We start from the raw sequence: 19,724 nt of genomic DNA on the forward strand, positions 1-19,724 counted from the left end.
GCCCCTTCCCCCGCTTCGCGGGGGAAGGTTGGGATGGGGGCAACGATCGCCGCGAATGCGCCCCTTCCCCCGCTTCGCGGGGGAAGGTTGGGACGGGGGCCAACGATCGCCGCGAATCATCCCGTGAGGGCAGCAAGTCAGTGCGCGCCCGCGGTTCGCAATGGCGCTCAACGCAGCAAAATCAGATGCAGGGGCGAACCGCGCGATTGGACATCGTCGCGACCTGCGCCCCCACCCCGACCCTCCCCCGCGAAGCGGGGGAGGGAGCACAAGGTCCAGCGCCTTTCCCCGCGAAGCGGGGGAGGGAGCAGAAGGTTCAGCCCCTTCCCCCGCGAAGCGGGAGGGAGCCCGGCGCTCACACCTGCTTGCGCGCCGCCAGTTGCCGCAGCACGTAGTGCAGGATGCCGCCGTGGCGGAAGTACTCCACTTCCTTGGGCGTCAGCAGCAGGACCTTGACCTCGAAGCGGTGCTCGCGGCCGTCGGGCTTGGTCGCCACGACGGTGGCCGTCTTCGACGCGCCGTCCTCCAGGCCGGTGATGCTCACCGTCTCCGAGCCGTCCAGCTCCAGCTTCAGCGCATTCTCGCCTTCGCAGAACTGCAGCGGCAGCACGCCCATCCCGACCAGGTTCGAACGGTGGATGCGTTCGAAGCTCTCGGCCACGACCGCGCGGATGCCCAGCAGGTTGGTGCCCTTGGCGGCCCAGTCGCGCGACGAGCCGGTGCCGTATTCCTTGCCCGCGAACACCACCAGCGGCACGCCGTCGGTCTTGTAGCGCATCGCCGCGTCGTAGATCGACAGCTTTTCGGTGCTGCCGTGCGCGCCGTGGTACAGCGTGTTGCCGCCTTCCTCGCCGCCGAGCATCAGGTTCTTGATGCGGATGTTGGCGAAGGTGCCGCGGACCATGACGTCGTCGTTGCCGCGGCGCGAGCCATAGCTGTTGAAGTCCGCCGCCTGCACCCCGCGGTCGACCAGGTAACGGCCGGCGGGCGAGTCCTTCTTGATGTTGCCCGCCGGGGAGATGTGGTCGGTGGTGATCGAATCGCCGAACAGGCCGAGCACGCGCGCGCCGGCGATGTCGTCGATCGTGCCGACCTGCATGCTCATGCCGTCGAAATACGGCGGGTTCTTGATGTAGGTCGACGCCGCGTCCCAATGGAACGACTCGCCCTCCGGCGAGGCGATCTGGTTCCAGCGCGTATCGCCCTTGAACACGTCGGCGTAGTTCTGCGCGAACAGTTCCGGGCCCACCGTGGCGGCGATGAGGTCGCCGATCTCCTTGTTGCTGGGCCAGATGTCGCGCAGGAACACTTCCTTGCCATCGGCGGTCTTGCCGACCGGTTCACGGGTGAGGTCGATGTCGACCGTGCCGGCCAGCGCATAGGCCACGACCAGGGGCGGGGAGGCGAGGTAGTTCATCTTCACCTCCGAGTGCACGCGGCCCTCGAAGTTGCGGTTGCCCGACAGCACCGAGGCCACCACCAGGTCGTTCTCCGCGATGCCCTTGGACACCTCGTCCGGCAGCGGCCCCGAGTTGCCGATGCAGGTCGTGCAGCCGTAGCCGACGACGTAGAAGCCGAGCTTTTCCAGGTCGGCCAGCACGCCGGCCTTGCGGAGGTAGTCGGTCACCACCAGCGAGCCCGGGCCGAGCGAGGTCTTCACCCACGGCTTGGTCTTGAGCCCCAGCCTGACCGCGTTGCGCGCCACCAGGCCGGCGCCCAGCATCACCGCCGGGTTGGACGTGTTGGTGCAGGAGGTGATCGCGGCGATGACCACCGAGCCGTCGCACAGGTCCGCGTCCTGGTCCTGGATGCGGATGCGCGATACCGGCCGCGCGGCCAGGTGTTCGGCCTGCGGCTGCGCGCCGCCCTCGCTGGCCAGGCGTTCCAGTGCGACCTTCGGCTTGGGCTTGCGGTTGACCGTGAGGCCTTCCAGATTCTGGTGGTAGTTGTCCTTGACCGCCTCCAGCAGCACGCGGTCCTGCGGGCGCTTGGGTCCGGCCAGCGACGGCCTGACATCGGCCAGGTCCAGTTCCAGCAGGGCCGAGTAGGTGGCCGCCGGCGTGTCGGCGTCGTGCCACAGGCCCTGGGCCTTCGCGTAGGCCTCCACCAGCCCGATCAGCTCCTCGCTGCGCCCGGACAGGCGCAGGTAGGTCAGCGCCTCGCCGTCGATGGGGAAGATGCCGCAGGTCGCGCCGTATTCGGGCGCCATGTTGGCGATGGTGGCCCGGTCGGCCAGCGGCAGGTGCTGCAGGCCGTCACCGAAGAACTCGACGAACTTGCCCACCACGCCCAGCGCGCGGAGCATCTGGGTGACCGTCAGCACCAGGTCGGTCGCGGTGGTGCCTTCGGGCAGGCGGCCGGTGAGCCGGAAGCCCACGACCTCGGGAATCAGCATCGAGGAGGGCTGGCCCAGCATCGCCGCTTCGGCCTCGATGCCGCCCACGCCCCAGCCGAGCACGCCGATGCCGTTGATCATCGTGGTGTGCGAGTCGGTGCCGAACACGGTGTCCGGGAAGGCCAGCAGTTCGCCGCCCACTTCGCGCTCCATGACCACGCGCGCCAGGTTTTCCAGGTTCACCTGGTGGACGATGCCGGTGTTGGGCGGCACGACCTTGAAGTTGCCGAAGGCCTTCTGTCCCCAGCGCAGGAAGGCGTAGCGCTCCAGGTTGCGCTCGAATTCGATCTTGCCGTTGAGGTCCAGCGCGTCGGGCCGCCCGAACACGTCCACCTTGACCGAGTGGTCGATCACCAGTTCCGACGGGATCAGCGGGTTGATCTGCGAGGGGCGGCCGCCCAGCCGCGTCACCGCGTCGCGCATCGCCGCCAGGTCGACCACGCAGGGCACGCCGGTGAAGTCCTGCAGCACGACCCGGGCCGGCATGAAGGCGATCTCGGTTTCCGGCTCCAGCCGCGCGTCCCAGTTGGCCACGGCCCGGATGTGCTCCGGCCCCACGGTCATCCCGCCGTCCTCGTGCCGCAGCAGGTTCTCCAGCAGGATCTTCATGGAGTAGGGCAGGCGCGACAGCGGCATGGCCGGCGTGCCGTCCGCCTCCAGCCGCCGGGCGAGTTCGGGCAGGCTGAAGTAGGTATAGGACTTGCCGTTGACCTCGAGCTTTCGGCGGGTGGCGAAGGAGTCGTGCGACATGGGGGGCTCCGGTGGGGCGGCGGGGGGACGGCGGCCTGGCGGTGGACCGGCACCGGACTGCGGCGCGGGGCGCCTTGATTATGAACAACTGTGGCCCCGTGGGGCGAAAGCCAGCCCACGGTCGCAGACGCAGTGTTGCGATTGCGTCGTAACCCCGCGCCAGGTCTCGGATTTTGCCGCTTTCGACATTGCCCGCGGGGGCCATTGCGGGCAAAATATGCGGTCGGGAATGGTGCGTGCCGGTCACTGGGCTGCGCCATTCCGACAGCACGCAACACCAGTAGCCATTTCCCATCGGACCCTGTCGCTGCGGCCCCGCGCCGCCGGTGTCGCACGGGCCCGGTGCCCTGACGCCACTCAGACGGGACTGTTCATGCTTTCCAGCGACACGCTTTCCAACGGCACGCTCACCAACGGCACGCTTTCCACCTACCGCCAACACGTCGCCGAGCGCGCCGCGCTGGGCATCCCGCCGCTGCCGCTCACCGCCCGGCAGACCGCCGATGTCATCGAGCTGCTCAAGGCCCCGCCGGCGGGCGAGGAAGCCTTCCTGCTCGAGCTGATCACCCACCGCGTCCCCGCGGGCGTGGACGATGCGGCGAAGGTGAAAGCGTCCTACCTGGCGGCCGTGGCGTTCGGTTCCGAAGCCAGTGCGCTGATCAGCCGCGAACGCGCCACGCAGCTGCTGGGCACGATGCTCGGCGGCTACAACATCCTGCCCCTCGTGGAACTGCTGGACGACGCCCAGGTCGGCACCGTCGCCGCCGAGGCGCTCAAGCACACCCTGCTGATGTTCGATGCCTTCCACGACGTGCAGGAAAAGGCCCTGCAGGGCAACGCCAATGCCAAGGCCGTGCTGCAGAGCTGGGCCGACGCCGAGTGGTTCACCAGCCGCCCGCAGGTGCCCGAGAGCCTCACCGTCACCGTGTTCAAGGTGACCGGCGAAACCAACACCGACGACCTCTCGCCGGCCCCCGATGCCACCACGCGTCCGGACATCCCGCTGCACGCGCTGGCGATGCTCAAGAACGCCCGCGACGGCATCGTCCCGGAAGTCGACGGCAAGCGCGGCCCGGTGGGCTTCATCGAGTCGCTCAAGGCCAAGGGCCACCTGGTGGCCTACGTCGGCGACGTGGTCGGCACCGGTTCCTCGCGCAAGTCCGCCACCAACTCGGTGCTGTGGTTCACCGGCCAGGACATCCCCTACATCCCGAACAAGCGCTTCGGCGGCGTCTGCCTGGGCTCCAAGATCGCGCCGATCTTCTACAACACGATGGAGGACGCCGGCGCGCTGCCGATCGAGCTGGACGTGTCGCAGATGGACATGGGCGACGTGGTCGAACTGCGTCCGTACGAAGGCAAGGCGCTGAAGAACGGCCAGGTCATCGCCGAGTTCTCGGTCAAGTCCGACGTGCTCTTCGACGAAGTGCGCGCCGGTGGCCGTATCCCGCTGATCGTCGGCCGCGGCCTTACGGCCAAGGCGCGCGAAGCGCTGGGCCTGGCGCCCTCGACGCTGTTCCGCCTGCCGTCCAACCCGGCCGATTCCGGCCGCGGCTATTCGCTGGCGCAGAAGATGGTCGGCCGCGCCTGCGGCCTGCCCGAAGGCACCGGCATCCGCCCGGGCACCTACTGCGAGCCGAAGATGACCTCGGTGGGCTCGCAGGACACCACCGGCCCGATGACCCGGGACGAGCTCAAGGACCTGGCCTGCCTGGGCTTCTCGGCCGACCTGGTGATGCAGTCCTTCTGCCACACCGCGGCCTATCCCAAGCCCGTCGACGTCAAGACCCACCACGAGCTGCCGGCCTTCATCAGCAACCGCGGCGGCATCGCGCTGCGCCCCGGCGACGGCGTGATCCACAGCTGGCTCAACCGCATGCTGCTGCCCGACACCGTCGGCACCGGCGGCGACTCGCACACCCGTTTCCCGGTCGGCATCTCGTTCCCGGCCGGCTCCGGCCTGGTCGCCTTCGCCGCCGCCACCGGCGTCATGCCGCTGGACATGCCCGAATCGGTGCTGGTGCGCTTCAAGGGCACGATGCAGCCGGGCGTCACCCTGCGTGACCTGGTCAACGCGATCCCGCTGGCCGCCATCAAGCAGGGCCTGCTGACCGTGGCCAAGCAGGGCAAGCAGAACATCTTCTCCGGCCGGATCCTCGAAATCGAAGGCCTGCCGCAGCTGAAGGTCGAGCAGGCCTTCGAGCTGTCCGACGCCTCGGCCGAACGCTCGGCCGCCGGCTGCACGGTCAAGCTGGACAAGGAACCGATCGTCGAATACCTCACCAGCAACATCACGCTGCTGAAGTGGATGATCGCCCAGGGCTACGCCGATCCGCGTTCCCTGCAGCGCCGCATCAAGGCGATGGAGCAGTGGCTGGCCAGCCCGCAGCTGCTGGAAGGCGACGCGGACGCCGAGTACGCCGCCGTCATCGAGATCGACCTGGACCAGATCGTCGAGCCGATCGTGGCCTGCCCGAACGACCCGGACGACGTGAAGACCCTGTCGGACGTCGCCGGCGCGGTGATCGACGAGGTCTTCATCGGCTCGTGCATGACCAACATCGGCCACTTCCGCGCCGCCGCCAAGCTGCTGGAAGGCCAGCGCGACATCCCGACCCGCCTGTGGGTGGCCCCGCCGACCAAGATGGACGCCTCCGAGCTCACCAAGGAAGGCCACTACGGCACCTTCGGCACCGCCGGTGCGCGCATGGAAATGCCCGGCTGCTCGCTGTGCATGGGCAACCAGGCGCAGGCGCGCGAGGGCGCGACCGTGTTCTCCACCTCCACCCGCAATTTCCCCAACCGCCTGGGCCGCAACACCAACGTGTACCTGGGTTCGGCGGAACTGGCGGCGATCTGCTCGCGCCTGGGCCGCATCCCGACCCGCGAGGAGTACATGGCCGATGTCGGCGTGATCAACAGCAAGGGCGCCGAAATCTACCGCTACATGAACTTCGACCAGATCGAGGAGTACCGCGACGTGGCGGACACGGTCGCCTGACCGTTCCGCGCGGCGCGCATGCACGAAGCCCCGGTTCGCCGGGGCTTTTTGTTTCGGGGGCCCGGGGCTGTCGGGCGGTGAGGGTCGGGGGAATAGCTTTGAAGCGATTGGGGAATAGCTTTAAAGCGATTGGGGAATAGCTTTAGAGCGATTGGGGAATAGCTTTAGAGCGATTGGGGAATTGCTCCCGAGGGTTCCGGAATCCCTCCGGAGGGATTGGGGAATAGCTTCAAAGCGATGGGGGAATAGCTTTGAAGCGATGGGGGAATAGCTTTGAAGCGATGGGGGAATAGCTTTGAAGCGATTGGGGAATAGCTTCAAAGCGATTGGGGAATAGCTCTCGAGGGTTCCGGAAACGCTTTGAAGCATTGGGGGAATCGCTTCATAGGGCGGGTCTCGACCCGCCATCGCGAATCCCTCCGCCGCGACGCCCGCCTGGTCCCGCATCCGTGGTCTTCCCGCGTGTAGGGAACGCCTCGGCCGGATCCGATGGCGACCTTCGACATCGTGATGGCGGGTCGAGACCCGCCCTATGGGACGCGCCCCGAATAAGGCGGGTCTCGACCCGCCATCGCGCATCCCTCCGCCGCGACGCCCGCCTGGTCCCGCATCCGTGGTCTTCCCGCGTGGTGGGGAACGCCGCGGCCGGATCCGATGGCGACCTTGGACATCGTGGTGGCGGGTCGAGACCCGCCCTATGGGATGCGCCCGGGCGGCCGGATCCGATGGCGACCTTGGACATCGTGATGGCGGGTCGAGACCCGCCCTACGGGACGCGCCCCGAATAGGGCGGGTCTTGACCCGCCATCGCGCATCCCTCCCCCGCGACGCCCGCCTGGTCCCGCATCCGTGGTCTTCCCGCGTGGTGGGGAACGCCGCGGACGGATCCGATGGCGACCTTCGACATCGTGATGGCGGGTCGAGACCCGCCCTATGGGATGCGCCCGGGCGGCCGGATCCGACGGCGACCTTCGACGTCGTGATGGCGGGTCGAGACCCGCCCTATGGGATGCGCCCGGGCGGCCGGAGCCGATGGCGACCTTCGACATCGTGGTGGCGGGTCGAGACCCGCCCCATGGGACGCGCCCCGGGGCTAGGCGCCCAGCAGCGCCCGCACGGCCGCGCCCATCTCCCGCTTGCGCAGGAAGAAGTCCCACAGGCTGCCGCCCATCTGGCGCCACAGCACCGCCGAACGCACGGCGGCGAGCAGGACGGCGCGGACCTCGGCCACGACGGGGGCCTGTCCCAGGTAGTGCGGGTTGCCCTGGACCAGCACGCGCGGTCGCAGGTGGCTCAGGGTGTCGGCGTAGAGCGCGCCCAGGGCGTTGAGGACCTCGGGATGGGTGCTGCCCAGGCGCTGGGCCGCGTCGGCCTGCGCGCGGATGCCGGCCTGGACGCGCCGGGCCATCTCGTCGTCGCGGACGAAACGGCGTTCCAGCTGCATCACCGCCATCGCCAGCCGCGGCAGCTGGTCGTCGGGCATGCTGCCGTCGAAGTAGTCGCGCAGCAGCACCAGGCCGTTGCGCAGCGACTGCTCGCCGCCGTACACCTGCGCCGCGTCGGTGGCGTCGATGCGGAAGACCGAGTCCAGCGCCGTGCCGAGCACCTCGGCGTGCGCCTGGCCGGTGTCGGCGATCCGGCGCACCTGTGCCAGGGCCTGCGCCAGGCCCGCCAGGGCCAGGACGCGTTCGGACATCGGATTGAAGCGGCCAGCGTCGCTCATGCAGCCTGTTCCCTGATCAGTTGTTCCAGCGGGGCATCGGTGGAGGCGATCACGCCGCCTCCCAGGCAGACCTCACCGTCGTACAGCACCAGCGATTGCCCGGGCGTGACCGCGCGCTGGCGCTGGGCGAAGCGCACGCCCACCGTCCCGTCGTCGGCGACGGTGACCTCGCAGTCCTGGTCGGGCTGCCGGTAGCGGGTCTGGGCCATGCAGGTGAAGCGCCGCTGCGGCGGGCTGCCGGCGATCCAGTGGACGTGCTGGGTGTCCAGCGACTGCGACTGCAGCCAGGGCGAATCGGTGCCCTGGTCGACATAGAGCACGTTGCGCGCCACGTCCTTGCCGACCACGTACCACGGGGCGGCCGCGAAGCCGCGCCGGCCGCCGATGTTCAGGCCCTCGCGCTGGCCCAGGGTGAAGTAGAAGACGCCCGGATGCTCGCCGACGGGCTGGCCGTCGGGCGTGCGCATCGGGCCGGGCCGGGCGGGGAGGTAGCGGCCGAGGAATTCGCGGAAATCGCGTTCGCCGATGAAGCAGATGCCGGTCGAATCCTTCTTGGCGTGCGTGGGCAGGTTCGCCGCCCGCGCCATCTCGCGCACCTTGGTCTTGTGCAGTTCGCCCAGCGGGAACCGGGTGGCCGCCAGCTGGTCCTCGCCGAGCTGGTGGAGGAAGTAGCTCTGGTCCTTGCCGCGGTCGGCGGCCTTGAGCAGCTTCCAGCCCTCCCCCGATCGGGCGATGCGCGCGTAATGCCCGGTGGCGATGTACTGCGCGCCCAGTTCCTGCGCGGCATCCAGGAAGTGCTTGAACTTGATCTCGCGGTTGCACAGCACGTCGGGGTTGGGCGTGCGGCCGGCGGCATACTCGTCGAGGAAGTGCGCGAACACGCCGGACCAGTACTCGGAGGAGAAGTCGCGGAAGTGCATCGGGATGCCGAGCCGTCCGCACACCGCCACCGCGTCGCGCCGGTCGTCCTCGGCGCGGCAGTCGCCGCTGTCGTCCTCGGCCCAGTTGCGCATGAACAGTCCGGCGATCGGCTCACCGGCTTCCTGCAGCACCAGGGCGGCGACCGAGGAATCCACGCCGCCGGACATCCCCACGATGGTGCGCATGGCGCTCATGACAGGTGCTGCAGCATGTCCAGGGGATAGCGGCGCCCGGCGAGGAAATCGGCGGCGACCTGCCACACCAGCGGGCTGCGGTGGCGTCCGGCCTCGGCCTTGAGTTCGGCGGGCGTCAGCCAGAGCGCGCGGATGATGCCGTCGTCCAGGGCGCGCCCCGGATCGTGCGACACCGGCTCGGCGGCGAACGCGAAGCGCAGGTAGTGGCGGCCCGACTCGGGGGCCTTCCATTGATAGGCGCCAACAAATGCCGTCAGCCGCACATCCCAGCCCGTCTCCTCGCGTGTCTCGCGCAACGCCGCCTCGACCAGGCTTTCGTCGGGTTCCAGGTGCCCGGCGGGCTGGTTGATCACGCACTGGCCGGCCACCGCTTCCTCCACGACGAGCAGGCGTCCGTCGCTGACCACCACGGTGGCGACGGTAACGTCCGGTTGCCAGAAGCGGCCTTCGCGATAGCTCATTGATTTTCCTGGGACGGGAGGCGCGGCGCGCGCGGCACGCGGGATGCGCGCCGGGTGGTCGATGGGGGAATCACGCCCCCTGCACGCCCTGGGCGGTCACGCCGTCCACACCGGACGGTCACTGCCTGGCTGATCACATCGGGCCGGGACCGTGCCGATTCAATCACGCGGGCTTCAATTCTGACGATTGCCGGCGATAGCGTCCAATTTGGCCGCATTTCCTATAATGCGCCGATGCCCAAGCAGACCGACCACGAACACAGCCACGGCCTCATGGTCGAAACCGGCAAGCCGGAAGTGGCGCGACCGCCCCTGTATTCCGTCCTGCTGCTGAATGACGACTACACGCCGATGGACTTCGTGGTCGAAGTCCTCATGCGTTTTTTCTCGTTCAACGCCGAAAAGGCGACGCAGGTCATGCTCCATGTCCACACCCGCGGACGGGGCGTTTGCGGTGTCTTCACCCGGGAAGTTGCCGAATCCAAGGTGGCGCAGGTGAACGAATATTCAAGACTCAACCAGCACCCCTTGCTCTGTACGATGGAAAAGGCCTAAAACGACTCGAACGCGCGTTGTATTAGGGAAACAGGGAAGCCGCGCCACACAGCGTTCCGAAAGCCTGAGGGGGCTGGCATGGAAAAGCCGGTTGCTGTCCCCATCTAGGGTTGCAGTAACTGCGGAGGCAAAAGCCACCATGTTCAGCAAGGATCTCGAGTACAGCATCGGCCAGTGCTACAAGCGCGCCCGCGAGGCGCGCCACGAGTTCATGACGGTCGAGCACCTGTTGCTGGCGCTGCTGGAGAACCCCTCGGCCGAGGCGGTCCTCAAGGCGTGCCACGCGGACTTCGACCGCCTGCGCGGCGAACTCGAACAGGCCATCGCCACGTCGGTCTCCCGACTGGCCGACGACGACGGGCGCGACACACAGCCCACGCTGGGGTTCCAGCGCGTGCTGCAGCGCGCCGTCTACCACGTGCAGTCCTCCGGCAAGAAGGAGGTGACCGGCGCCAACGTGCTGGTCGCGATCTTCGGCGAGAAGGACTCGCACGCGGTCTATTACCTCAACCAGCAGGACATTGCCCGGCTGGACGTGGTCAATTACCTGTCGCACGGCATCGCCAAGCATGGCGGTGAAGAGCCCTCGCACCAGGACGAAGGCGACTCCCGGCAGGGCGAGGGCGGCGACGGCGAGATGAAGGGCGACGCCCTGGCCGAGTTCGCGGTCAACCTCAACCAGCTGGCGCGCGAAGGCCGGATCGACCCGCTGGTCGGCCGCGTCAACGAGGTCGAACGCACCATCCAGGTGCTGTGCCGCCGCCGCAAGAACAACCCGCTCTACGTGGGCGAGGCCGGCGTGGGCAAGACCGCCATCGCCGAGGGCCTGGCCAAGCGCATCGTCGACGGCGACGTGCCCGAGGTGCTGGCCGACGCCACCATCTACTCGCTCGACCTGGGCGCGCTGGTGGCCGGCACCAAGTACCGCGGCGACTTCGAGAAGCGCCTGAAGGCGGTGCTGGCGCAGCTGAAGAAGCTGCCCGACACGATCCTGTTCATCGACGAGATCCACACCATCATCGGCGCCGGTTCCGCCTCGGGCGGCACCATGGACGCCAGCAACCTGATCAAGCCCGCGCTGGCGTCGGGCGAGCTGCGCTGCATCGGCTCGACGACCTTCCAGGAATACCGCGGCATCTTCGAGAAGGACCGCGCGCTGGCCCGTCGCTTCCAGAAGATCGACATCGTCGAGCCGACGGTGGGCGAGACAGTGGAGATCCTGCACGGCCTCAAGCCGCGCTACGAGGCGCACCACGGCGTGACCTACGCCGACGACGCGCTGCAGGCCGCGGTCGACCTGTCGGTCAAGCACCTGGGCGACCGCCTGCTGCCGGACAAGGCCATCGACGTCATCGACGAAGCCGGCGCCCGCCAGCGCCTGCTGCCCGACGCCGAGCGCAAGGCGCTGATCGACACCGAGGAAATCGAGACCATCGTGGCCAAGATGGCGCGCATCCCGACCAAGCAGGTCAGCGCCTCGGACAAGGACGTGCTGCGCAACCTGGAGCGCAACCTCAAGATGGTGATCTTCGGGCAGGACCCGGCGATCGACACCCTGACCGCCGCGATCAAGCTGGCGCGTTCGGGCCTGGGCAATCCGGACAAGCCGATCGGCAACTTCCTGTTCGCCGGCCCCACCGGCGTGGGCAAGACCGAGGTCACCAAGCAGCTGGCCCTGCAGCTGGGCATCGAGCTGGTGCGCTTCGACATGTCCGAGTACATGGAGCCGCATTCGGTCAGCCGCCTGATCGGCGCGCCCCCGGGCTACGTGGGCTTCGACCAGGGCGGCCTGCTGACCGAGAAGATCGTCAAGACGCCGCACTGCGTGCTGCTGCTCGACGAGGTCGAGAAGGCGCATCCGGACATCTTCAACATCCTGCTGCAGGTCATGGACCGCGGTGTCCTCACCGACACCAACGGCCGCGAAGCCAACTTCAAGAACGTCGTGCTGGTGATGACCACCAACGCGGGCGCCGCGCAGGCCTCGCGCCGGTCGATCGGCTTCACCCGCCAGGACCATTCCTCCGACGCGATGGAAGTGATCCGTCGTGCCTTCAGCCCGGAATTCCGCAACCGCCTGGATGCGGTGGTGCAGTTCCAGGCACTGGCCTTCGACCACATCCTGCGCGTGGTGGACAAGTTCCTGATCGAGCTGGAAGCCCAGCTGCACGAGAAGAATGTCAGCCTGACCGCCACCCTGAGTGCGCGCGACTGGCTGGCCCAGCATGGCTTCGACCCGCTGATGGGCGCGCGCCCGATGGCCCGCGTGATCCAGGACAAGGTCAAGCGCCCGCTGGCGGACGAGCTGCTGTTCGGCAAGCTGGTCGGCGGCGGCCGGGTCACCATCGACGTGCGCGACGACGAGCTGGTGGTCGATGCGCAGGCCGAGCCGGAAAAACTGCTGCCCGTCACCGTCTGACGGTGGGGCGGCGGGGGAGGGCCGCGGCCAGGCCCTCCCGGCGGGTGGCGCAGGCCTCCCGGGCGCGGACGGATGGTCCCGGGCGGATCCCGGATTGCGGAAACGAAAAAGGCGGCCCCGAGGCCGCCTTTTTTCAATGTTTCCGGAGCATCACTTCATGCGATAGGTGATGCGACCCTTGGTCAGGTCGTAGGGCGTCATCTCGATCTTGACCTTGTCCCCGGTGAGGATGCGGATGTAGTTCTTGCGCATCCGCCCGGAGATATGGGCAATGATCTCGTGGCCGTTCTCGAGGCGCACGCGGAACATGGTGTTCGGAAGGGTTTCCGCCACCGTGCCCTCGAATTCGATCACATCATCTTTTGCCATGCGTTTCCTGTATCACCGGATGTAACGGGCATCCACGCCCGCGAAGCCGCGCATTCTGCCACAAAAGCCAGCCGCCGTTGCGATCCCCCCGGCAGGCCCGGCCAGGTCGTTCAGTCGGCTGGGGCGGGCCGCGGGCGGGAGCGGTGCCGTCCCGGGTTCAGGGGGGCGGATGGCCCAGGTCCCGTGCCGGGAGGCGGCCGAACCGCGCGGTCCAGGGCCCTGCCGGGGCGTCCAGCCGGGTCAGGTTTTCGACCTGCGCCAGGAATGCCTCGCGTGGCCAGAGCTGCGCGCCCAGGCTGAGCAGGTGGTCATTTTCCACCTTGGCGTCCATCAACGGCCAGCCCCATGCCGACAACTGCCGCGCCAGGCCGGCCAGGGCGACCTTGGAGCCGCCCGAGGCGGCGCTGTACATGCTCTCGCCGAAGAACATCCGGCCGATCGCGACACCGTAGAGCCCGCCGACCAGCCGGTCGTCCCCATCGAACACCTCGACCGAGTGGGCGTGGCCCAGCCGGTGGAGGGTGTCGTAGGCGGCGATCATTTCCGGCGTGATCCAGGTGCCGTCCTGGCCTTCGCGCGGCGTGGCCGCGCACTGCCGGATCACCTCCGCGAAAGCCGTGTCTGCCGTGACCGTCCAGTCGCTGCGGCGCAGCAGGCGGCGGAACTTCGAGGACAGCCGCACCTGGCCGGTGTCGAACACGGTGCGCGGATCCGGGCACCACCACAGGATCGGCTGGCCGTGGCTGTACCAGGGAAAGATGCCGTGCCGGTAGGCGTTGATCAGCCGCGCGGGCGACAGGTCGCCGCCCATGGCCAGCAGTCCGTCGGGATCGACCCGGGCGGTGCGGGCGGGAGGAAAGGGCGCGGTGGGGTCGCTGGACAATGCGGGCAGGCGGATCGGCATGACCCATCATCGCCCAGGGCACGCGCGCCCCGCAGCGGTGCCTAGCTCCGGAAGGGCGAGCGCTCGGCAAGATGCCGGGCGTAGCGCTCGACCGCGGCCGACTCCTCCGCGCACCAGGCGCGCAGCGCCTGGCGGAAGCGCGGGTCGGCGATCCAGTGCCGGCTGTGCACCAGGGTGGGCAGGAATCCGCGCGCCAGCTTGTGTTCGCCCTGTGCGCCGGGTTCGAACCGCGTGAGCCCGTGTTGCAGGCAGTATTCGATGCCCTGGTAGTAGCAGGTCTCGAAGTGCAGTCCCGGCAGCGTTTCCGTCGCGCCCCAGTAGCGTCCGTACAGGGTGTCGCCCCCGCGCAGGCACAGGGCGCCGGCGATGGTGCGTCCCTCGCGCTGCCCCAGGATCAGGACCAGCGATCGCGGCCGGGTACGCGCCAGGTGCTCCAGGAACGGCAGGGTCAGCGCCGGCTGGTTGCCGTACTGGTCGAAGGTGTCGACGTAGAAGGCGTGCATCGCCGCCAGGTCGCCCTCGCGCAGCTCGTCGCCGTGGACGACCCGGAAGTCCACCCCGGCGCGGGCGACCCGTGCGCGCTCCTGGCGGATGTTCTTGCGGTGGCGATGGTCCATCGCGGCGAGGTAGTCCTCGAAACCGGCCCAGCCGGCGTCGTTGCGCCAGTGGTACTGCACGTCCACGCGGGGCAGCCAGTCGTCATCGAAGGCCGGCGCCTCGTCGTCGCGATGGAAGTTGACGTGGGCCGAGGACCAGCCCTGGTCACGGCAGTGCGCCACCAGCGCCTGCGCCAGCGTGGCGCGCAAGGCGACGGCCGGCGCCAGCAGCCGCGGGCCGGTGACGGGCGAGTAGGGCACCGCGCAGAGCCACTTGGGAAAGTAGTCCAGCCCGTGCTGCGCATAGGCGTGGGCCCAGGCGTGGTCGAAGACGAACTCGCCGTGGGAATTGGACTTGAGGTAGGCGGGGGCGGCGGCGACCAGCTGGTCGCCTTCCCAGAGCGTGAGGTGCCGGGGCTGCCAGCCCCAGCGGGCGCGCAGGCAGCCGTGGGTTTCCAGGCCGGCGAGGAAATCGTGGGTGACGAAGGGATGGGTGCCGTCGTGCAGGCCGTCCCAGCGCGCCGCGTCGACCTGGTCAAGCGCGCCGAGGACGCGCGCCTGGGGCATCAGCCTTCCTTGTCCAGGAACTTCTCGGCGTCGAGCGCGGCCATGCAGCCGAAACCGGCGGATGTGATCGCCTGGCGGTAGACCTGGTCGGCCACGTCGCCGGCGGCGAACACGCCCTGCACGCTGGTGGCGGTGGCTTCGCCGGCCAATCCGGTGCGGATGGTGATATAGCCGTTTTTCATCTCGAGCTGGCCTTCGAACAGCGTCGTGTTGGGCGTGTGCCCGATGGCGACGAACAGGCCGTGGATCGGGATCTCGCGCACCGCGCCGTCCTGCACCGACTTCACGCGCATGCCGGTCACGCCGGCATCGTTGCCCAGTACCTCGTCGACGACGTGGTGCCACACCGGTTCGATCTTGCCCGACTGGATCTTCGCCTGCAGTTTGTCCTGCATGATCTTCTCGGCGCGCAGCGTGTCGCGACGGTGCACCAGGTAGACCTTGCGCGCGATGTTGGACAGGTACAGCGCTTCCTCGACCGCGGTGTTGCCGCCGCCGATCACGGCCACGTCCTGGTCCTTGTAGAAGAACCCGTCGCAGGTCGCGCAGGCGGAAACGCCGCGGCCCTTGAACTCGTCTTCCGACGGCAGGCCCAGGTACTTGGCGGTGGCGCCGGTGGAGATGATCAGCGCGTCGCAGGTGTACTCGCCGCTGTCGCCCTTGAGCTTGAACGGCCGGCGCGAGAGGTCGGCGGTGTGGATGTGGTCGAACACCACTTCGGTGTCGAAGCGTTCGGCATGCGCCTGCATGCGCGTCATCAGGTCCGGACCCATCAGGCCGTGCGCATCGCCCGGCCAGTTGTCGACCTCGGTGGTGGTCATCAGCTGACCGCCCATCTGCAGGCCGGTGATCACCACGGGCTTGAGGTTCGCGCGTGCCGCGTAGACGGCGGCGGTCCAGCCTGCCGGGCCGGAACCGAGGATGATCAGACGGGAGTGCTTGGATGGGCTCATGGGTATAATTGCGTGCTGTTGGACGCGCACCGTACGGTGCGGAATGGATTGGCCTGTGCGGGTCTGGAACCGGCTTTGAATGCAGGGTTTGAATCCAGGTTTGAAACCCTGGCTTGAAACACTGACTTCAAACCGGATTGGAACCGGCGAGCGGAAACCGTAACTCCGCTCGATGTGCCCAGGCAGGATCCGTGGACGCAATAGATTGGCGGTCGCGTCCCGGCATTACAAGGCAAGGTTGGCGGGCCGCAGCGTTGCGTGCCCGCCCCGGATCGCGTTTGGACAATTTCGCCCCGGAGCCGCCGCAACCGCGGCGCCTCTTTCCCGGGCCCCCACTTGAGAGAACGGTAATGCGCATCGGTGTACCGAAGGAAACCAAGACCCTCGAGGGTCGCGTCGCGCTCGTGCCGGCCGCCGCCGGCGACCTGGTGAAGCGTGGCCACGAGGTGTGGCTGGAGCAGGGCGCGGGCCTGAAAAGCGGGTTCAAGGACGAGCAGTACACCCAACTGGGCGTCAACATCGCGCCGGACGCCGCTGCGCTGTATGAAAAGGGCCAGCTGATCGTCAAGGTCAAGGAACCCATCGCCGGCGACCTGCAGCACCTGCGCCGCGACCACCTGCTGTTCTGCTACCTGCACCTGGCCGCCGAGCCGGTGCTGACCAAGCAGCTGCTGGACATCGGCCTGACCGGCGTGGCCTTCGAGACGGTCGAGCTGCCCAACGGCGACCTGCCGCTGCTGGCGCCGATGTCGATCATCGCCGGCAAGATCGGCGTGCAGGTCGGCACGCACCTGCTGCACCAGCCCATGAGCGGCAAGGGCAAGCTGCTGGGCGGCCTGCCGTCCACCGAGCGCGGCAAGGTCGTGGTGTTCGGCGCCGGCCAGGCCGGTGGTGCATCGGCCGCGCTGGCCGCCTCGGGCGGGTCGAACGTGACCGTGTTCGAGATGCGCCAGGACCGCATGGACCAGATGATGCGCCTGGGCAACAACGTCACCACGCTGTATCCCTACGTCGACGTCGTGGCGCGCGAAGTGGCCTCGGCCGACCTGGTGATCGGCGCGGTGCTGGTGACCGGCGCGCGCGCGCCGCATGTGCTGACCCGCGAGATGCTCAAGGGCATGGAGGACGGCAGCGTGGTGGTGGACATCTCCATCGACCAGGGCGGCTGCTTCGAGACCTCGCGTCCGACCACCTGGAAGGAGCCGACCTACGTGGAAGAGGGCGTGACCCACTTCTGCGTGACCAACATGCCGGGCGCCGTGCCGCAGACCTCGTCGCAGGCCATCTGCGCGGCGATCCTGCCCTGGGTCAACAAGCTGGCCGGCGGCAACGAGTGGCGCAACAACCCGGCGCTGGTGCGCGGCATCAACGTCGAGGGCGGCCAGCTGGTCCACCCGGCGCTCCAGGGCATGAAGCTGTAAAGTGCCCCGTCAGGGCCCCGCGAGGGGCCCTCCATGGATACGGCTCCCGATTGCGGAGCGAGCACGAAACCCTGTCATTTGGCAGGGTTTCGCCGTATATTCAATAACTAACGGAACCTAGCTCAGGCAGATCCTCACGGTGGCGCAGCCGTCCACAGCAACCCGCAAGAAGGCCACGGCGGACAAGAAGCCGCCATCGCCCCGCCGCCAGCGGATCATGCGCGACATCGCGATGATCCTCATCGCGCCGGTGTTGCTGTACCTGATGGCGAGCCTGTTCTCGTTCTCGCCGACCGACCCCGGCTGGTCGCACTCGGGCAGCATCACCGCGCCGCTGCACAACGTGGGTGGGCGCGTCGGCGCCTGGATCGCGGACGTGCTGCTCTACCTCACCGGCTACGTGGCGTTCCTGCTGCCGGTGATGCTGGGCCTGATCGCCTGGATCGCCCTGTTCGGAATGGACGCCGACGGCGATGGCGACGCTGACCTCGGCCCCGCACTGCGCCTGATCGGCATCGTCGGCTTCCTCGTCTCGGCCACCGGCCTGCTCTACCTGCGGGTGAGCGCGGCGCCGGACTTCTCCGCCGGGCCTGGCGGCATCCTCGGCCGCCTGGTCGGCAATTCGCTCTATCGAGGCTTCGGCCCCATGGGCGGCAACCTGTTCCTGTTCGCGCTGCTGCTGATCTCGATCACGCTGGCCACGGGCCTGTCGTGGCTGGTGGTGATGGACCGCATCGGCCAGTGGACGCTGTCGATCGGCCCGCTGCTGTCCAAGCTGTTCCGCCGCGGCAGCCAGCAGGCCACCGAATGGCAGCAGACCCGCGCCTTCCGCGAGGAACGCGTGGAAGCGCGCAAGGTCGATACCGAACTGCGCGCCAAGCGCCCGCCGGTGAAGATCGAGCCACCACCGGCGCCGGTGGTGGAGAAGAGCGAGCGCGCCAAGCGCGAGCAGCAGATTCCGCTGTTCCATGTCGGCGACGGCTCGGGCATCCCGCCGCTGGCCCTGCTCGACGACCCCAAGCCGCAGGTCAAGGGCTACAGCGAGGAAACGCTGGAGACGCTGTCGCGCCAGATCGAATTCAAGCTCAAGGACTTCCGCATCGAGGCCCAGGTCGTCGGCGCGTATCCGGGCCCGGTGATCACCCGCTTCGAGCTCGAGCCCGCGCCCGGGGTCAAGGTCAGCCAGATCAGTTCGCTCGACAAGGACATCGCCCGCGGCCTGTCGGTCAAGTCGGTGCGCGTGGTGGACGTGATCCCGGGCAAGTCCGTGGTCGGCCTGGAAACGCCGAACACCTCGCGCGAGATGATCTATCTCTCCGAACTGCTGCGCTCCAAGGAGTACGACAAGTCCGGCAGCCCGCTGACCCTGGCGCTGGGCAAGGACATCGCCGGCCGCCCGACGGTGGCGGACCTGGCGCGCATGCCGCACCTGCTGGTCGCCGGCACCACCGGCTCGGGCAAGTCCGTCGCGGTCAACGCGATGGTGCTGTCGCTGCTCTACAAGGCCTCCGCCAAGGACGTGCGGATGCTGATGATCGATCCGAAGATGCTGGAGCTCTCCGTCTACCAGGGCATCCCGCACCTGCTGGCGCCGGTGGTCACCGACATGAAGGAGGCCGCCAACGGCCTGCGCTGGTGCGTGGCGGAAATGGAACGCCGCTACAAGCTGATGTCCACCGTGGGCGTGCGCAACCTGGCCGGCTTCAACAAGAAGGTCAAGGACGCCATCGACGCGGGCCAGCCGATGATGGACCCGTTGTTCAAGCCCAATCCGGACTTGAACGAGGCGCCGCGCCCGCTCGAGCCGCTGCCCTACATCGTCGTCTTCATCGACGAATTCGCCGACATGATGATGATCGTCGGCAAGAAGGTGGAGGAGCTCATCGCCCGTCTGGCGCAGAAGGCGCGCGCCGCGGGCATCCACCTGATCCTGGCCACCCAGCGTCCGTCGGTGGACGTGATCACCGGCCTGATCAAGGCCAATATCCCGACCCGGATCGCGTTCCAGGTGTCGAGCAAGATCGACTCGCGCACGATCCTGGACCAGTCCGGCGCCGAGACCCTGCTGGGCCACGGCGACATGCTGTACCTGCCACCGGGCACGGCGCTGCCCGAACGCGTGCATGGCGCCTTCGTCAGCGACGAGGAAGTGCATCGTGTCGTCGAGCACCTCAAGCAGGTCAGCGGCAGGCCCGACTACATCGACGGCGTGCTGGACGAAGTCCAGACGCTGGGCGAGGGCGTGGTGGTCGGCGCCACCGGCCTGCCGGAAACCAGCGGCGGTGCGGGCGATGAGTCCGATCCTCTGTACGACGAGGCGGTCCGGATCGTCACCGAGACCCGCCGCGCGTCGATCTCCGGGGTGCAGCGACGGCTCAAGATCGGCTACAACCGCGCCGCGCGGCTGATCGAGGCGATGGAGGCCGCCGGCGTGGTGTCCCCGCCGGAACACAACGGCGACCGCAGCGTGCTGGCGCCGCCGCCGCCGAAGTAGG

12 protein-coding genes and 1 pseudogene are annotated in these 19,724 nt (G+C 68.3%); 5 read left to right on the forward strand and 8 right to left on the reverse strand.

The genetic code is table 11. The annotated features are described in order from the left end of the window. Positions 1-430: 430 nt before the first annotated feature. Positions 431-3,145 (reverse strand): annotated as a pseudogene (gene acnA, locus I8J32_RS12435) (aconitate hydratase AcnA); the annotation flags it as partial. Between the two features lie 373 nt (positions 3,146-3,518). On the opposite strand from acnA, the gene acnB reads away from it, so the two are divergent. Next, positions 3,519-6,146 (forward strand): bifunctional aconitate hydratase 2/2-methylisocitrate dehydratase, encoded by a 2,628-nt coding sequence (gene acnB / locus I8J32_RS12440; protein ID WP_200612642.1) that lies wholly within the window; start codon positions 3,519-3,521, stop codon positions 6,144-6,146. Positions 6,147-7,239: 1,093 nt separating this feature from the next. On the opposite strand, the gene I8J32_RS12445 is transcribed toward acnB, so the two are convergent. Genes I8J32_RS12445 through I8J32_RS12455 form a run of 3 tightly spaced genes read right to left on the reverse strand, consistent with a single transcriptional unit; the run spans position 7,240 to position 9,445 of the window. Then, positions 7,240-7,842, reverse strand: coding sequence for a lysogenization protein HflD (locus I8J32_RS12445; RefSeq protein WP_200613168.1), 603 nt, complete (start codon positions 7,840-7,842; stop codon positions 7,240-7,242). A gap of 23 nt (positions 7,843-7,865) precedes the next feature. Further along, positions 7,866-8,984: a tRNA 2-thiouridine(34) synthase MnmA gene (gene mnmA, locus I8J32_RS12450; protein ID WP_207526598.1), complete on the reverse strand. Its 1,119-nt coding sequence runs from the start codon at positions 8,982-8,984 to the stop codon at positions 7,866-7,868. Continuing rightward, positions 8,981-9,445: an NUDIX hydrolase gene (locus tag I8J32_RS12455; RefSeq protein ID WP_200612648.1), complete on the reverse strand. Its 465-nt coding sequence runs from the start codon at positions 9,443-9,445 to the stop codon at positions 8,981-8,983. Before I8J32_RS12455 ends, mnmA begins: the two co-directional genes overlap by 4 nt. A 234-nt stretch (positions 9,446-9,679) precedes the next feature. On the opposite strand from I8J32_RS12455, the gene clpS reads away from it, so the two are divergent. Further along, positions 9,680-10,000: an ATP-dependent Clp protease adapter ClpS gene (gene clpS / locus I8J32_RS12460; RefSeq protein ID WP_200612651.1), complete on the forward strand. Its 321-nt coding sequence runs from the start codon at positions 9,680-9,682 to the stop codon at positions 9,998-10,000. A gap of 139 nt (positions 10,001-10,139) precedes the next feature. Beyond that, complete coding sequence (gene clpA, locus I8J32_RS12465; RefSeq protein ID WP_200612654.1) at positions 10,140-12,419, forward strand: ATP-dependent Clp protease ATP-binding subunit ClpA; 2,280 nt, start codon at positions 10,140-10,142, stop codon at positions 12,417-12,419. 150 nt (positions 12,420-12,569) lie between these two features. Here clpA and infA read toward each other — a convergent pair whose 3' ends face one another. The 4 genes from infA to trxB form a co-directional block, all read right to left on the reverse strand. After that, the gene (infA, locus tag I8J32_RS12470; RefSeq protein ID WP_200612657.1) at positions 12,570-12,788 is read right to left on the reverse strand and encodes a translation initiation factor IF-1; all 219 of its coding nucleotides are present in this window, start codon (positions 12,786-12,788) and stop codon (positions 12,570-12,572) included. 157 nt (positions 12,789-12,945) lie between these two features. Continuing rightward, a complete protein-coding gene (gene aat, locus I8J32_RS12475) occupies positions 12,946-13,692 on the reverse strand; it encodes a leucyl/phenylalanyl-tRNA--protein transferase (protein ID WP_207526599.1) in 747 nt (248 codons plus the stop codon). Between the two features lie 41 nt (positions 13,693-13,733). Further along, entirely contained in the window at positions 13,734-14,855 is a 1,122-nt protein-coding gene (locus I8J32_RS12480; protein WP_200612663.1) for a GNAT family N-acetyltransferase, read from the reverse strand. Continuing rightward, positions 14,855-15,808 (reverse strand): thioredoxin-disulfide reductase, encoded by a 954-nt coding sequence (gene trxB / locus I8J32_RS12485; protein WP_200612666.1) that lies wholly within the window; start codon positions 15,806-15,808, stop codon positions 14,855-14,857. The genes I8J32_RS12480 and trxB overlap by 1 nt, the downstream gene beginning before the upstream one ends. A 350-nt stretch (positions 15,809-16,158) precedes the next feature. On the opposite strand from trxB, the gene I8J32_RS12490 reads away from it, so the two are divergent. Then, positions 16,159-17,229, forward strand: coding sequence for an alanine dehydrogenase (locus I8J32_RS12490; RefSeq protein WP_200612668.1), 1,071 nt, complete (start codon positions 16,159-16,161; stop codon positions 17,227-17,229). Positions 17,230-17,368: 139 nt separating this feature from the next. Next, a complete protein-coding gene (locus I8J32_RS12495) occupies positions 17,369-19,723 on the forward strand; it encodes a DNA translocase FtsK (protein ID WP_245156325.1) in 2,355 nt (784 codons plus the stop codon). Position 19,724 lies beyond the last annotated feature (1 nt).

This window comes from Lysobacter solisilvae (assembly GCF_016613535.2).
Lineage (GTDB): Bacteria > Pseudomonadota > Gammaproteobacteria > Xanthomonadales > Xanthomonadaceae > Agrilutibacter > Agrilutibacter solisilvae.

Excerpts from the sequence above, each read along its gene's own strand:
- acnB (WP_200612642.1), top strand. The coding sequence starts at position 3,519 with ATGCTTTCCAGCGACACGCTTTCCAACGGCACGCTCACCAACGGCACG.
- I8J32_RS12445 (WP_200613168.1), bottom strand. The coding sequence starts at position 7,842 with ATGTCCGAACGCGTCCTGGCCCTGGCGGGCCTGGCGCAGGCCCTGGCA.
- mnmA (WP_207526598.1), bottom strand. The coding sequence starts at position 8,984 with ATGAGCGCCATGCGCACCATCGTGGGGATGTCCGGCGGCGTGGATTCC.
- I8J32_RS12455 (WP_200612648.1), bottom strand. The coding sequence starts at position 9,445 with ATGAGCTATCGCGAAGGCCGCTTCTGGCAACCGGACGTTACCGTCGCC.
- clpS (WP_200612651.1), top strand. The coding sequence starts at position 9,680 with ATGCCCAAGCAGACCGACCACGAACACAGCCACGGCCTCATGGTCGAA.
- clpA (WP_200612654.1), top strand. The coding sequence starts at position 10,140 with ATGTTCAGCAAGGATCTCGAGTACAGCATCGGCCAGTGCTACAAGCGC.
- infA (WP_200612657.1), bottom strand. The coding sequence starts at position 12,788 with ATGGCAAAAGATGATGTGATCGAATTCGAGGGCACGGTGGCGGAAACC.
- aat (WP_207526599.1), bottom strand. The coding sequence starts at position 13,692 with ATGCCGATCCGCCTGCCCGCATTGTCCAGCGACCCCACCGCGCCCTTT.
- I8J32_RS12480 (WP_200612663.1), bottom strand. The coding sequence starts at position 14,855 with ATGCCCCAGGCGCGCGTCCTCGGCGCGCTTGACCAGGTCGACGCGGCG.
- trxB (WP_200612666.1), bottom strand. The coding sequence starts at position 15,808 with ATGAGCCCATCCAAGCACTCCCGTCTGATCATCCTCGGTTCCGGCCCG.
- I8J32_RS12490 (WP_200612668.1), top strand. The coding sequence starts at position 16,159 with ATGCGCATCGGTGTACCGAAGGAAACCAAGACCCTCGAGGGTCGCGTC.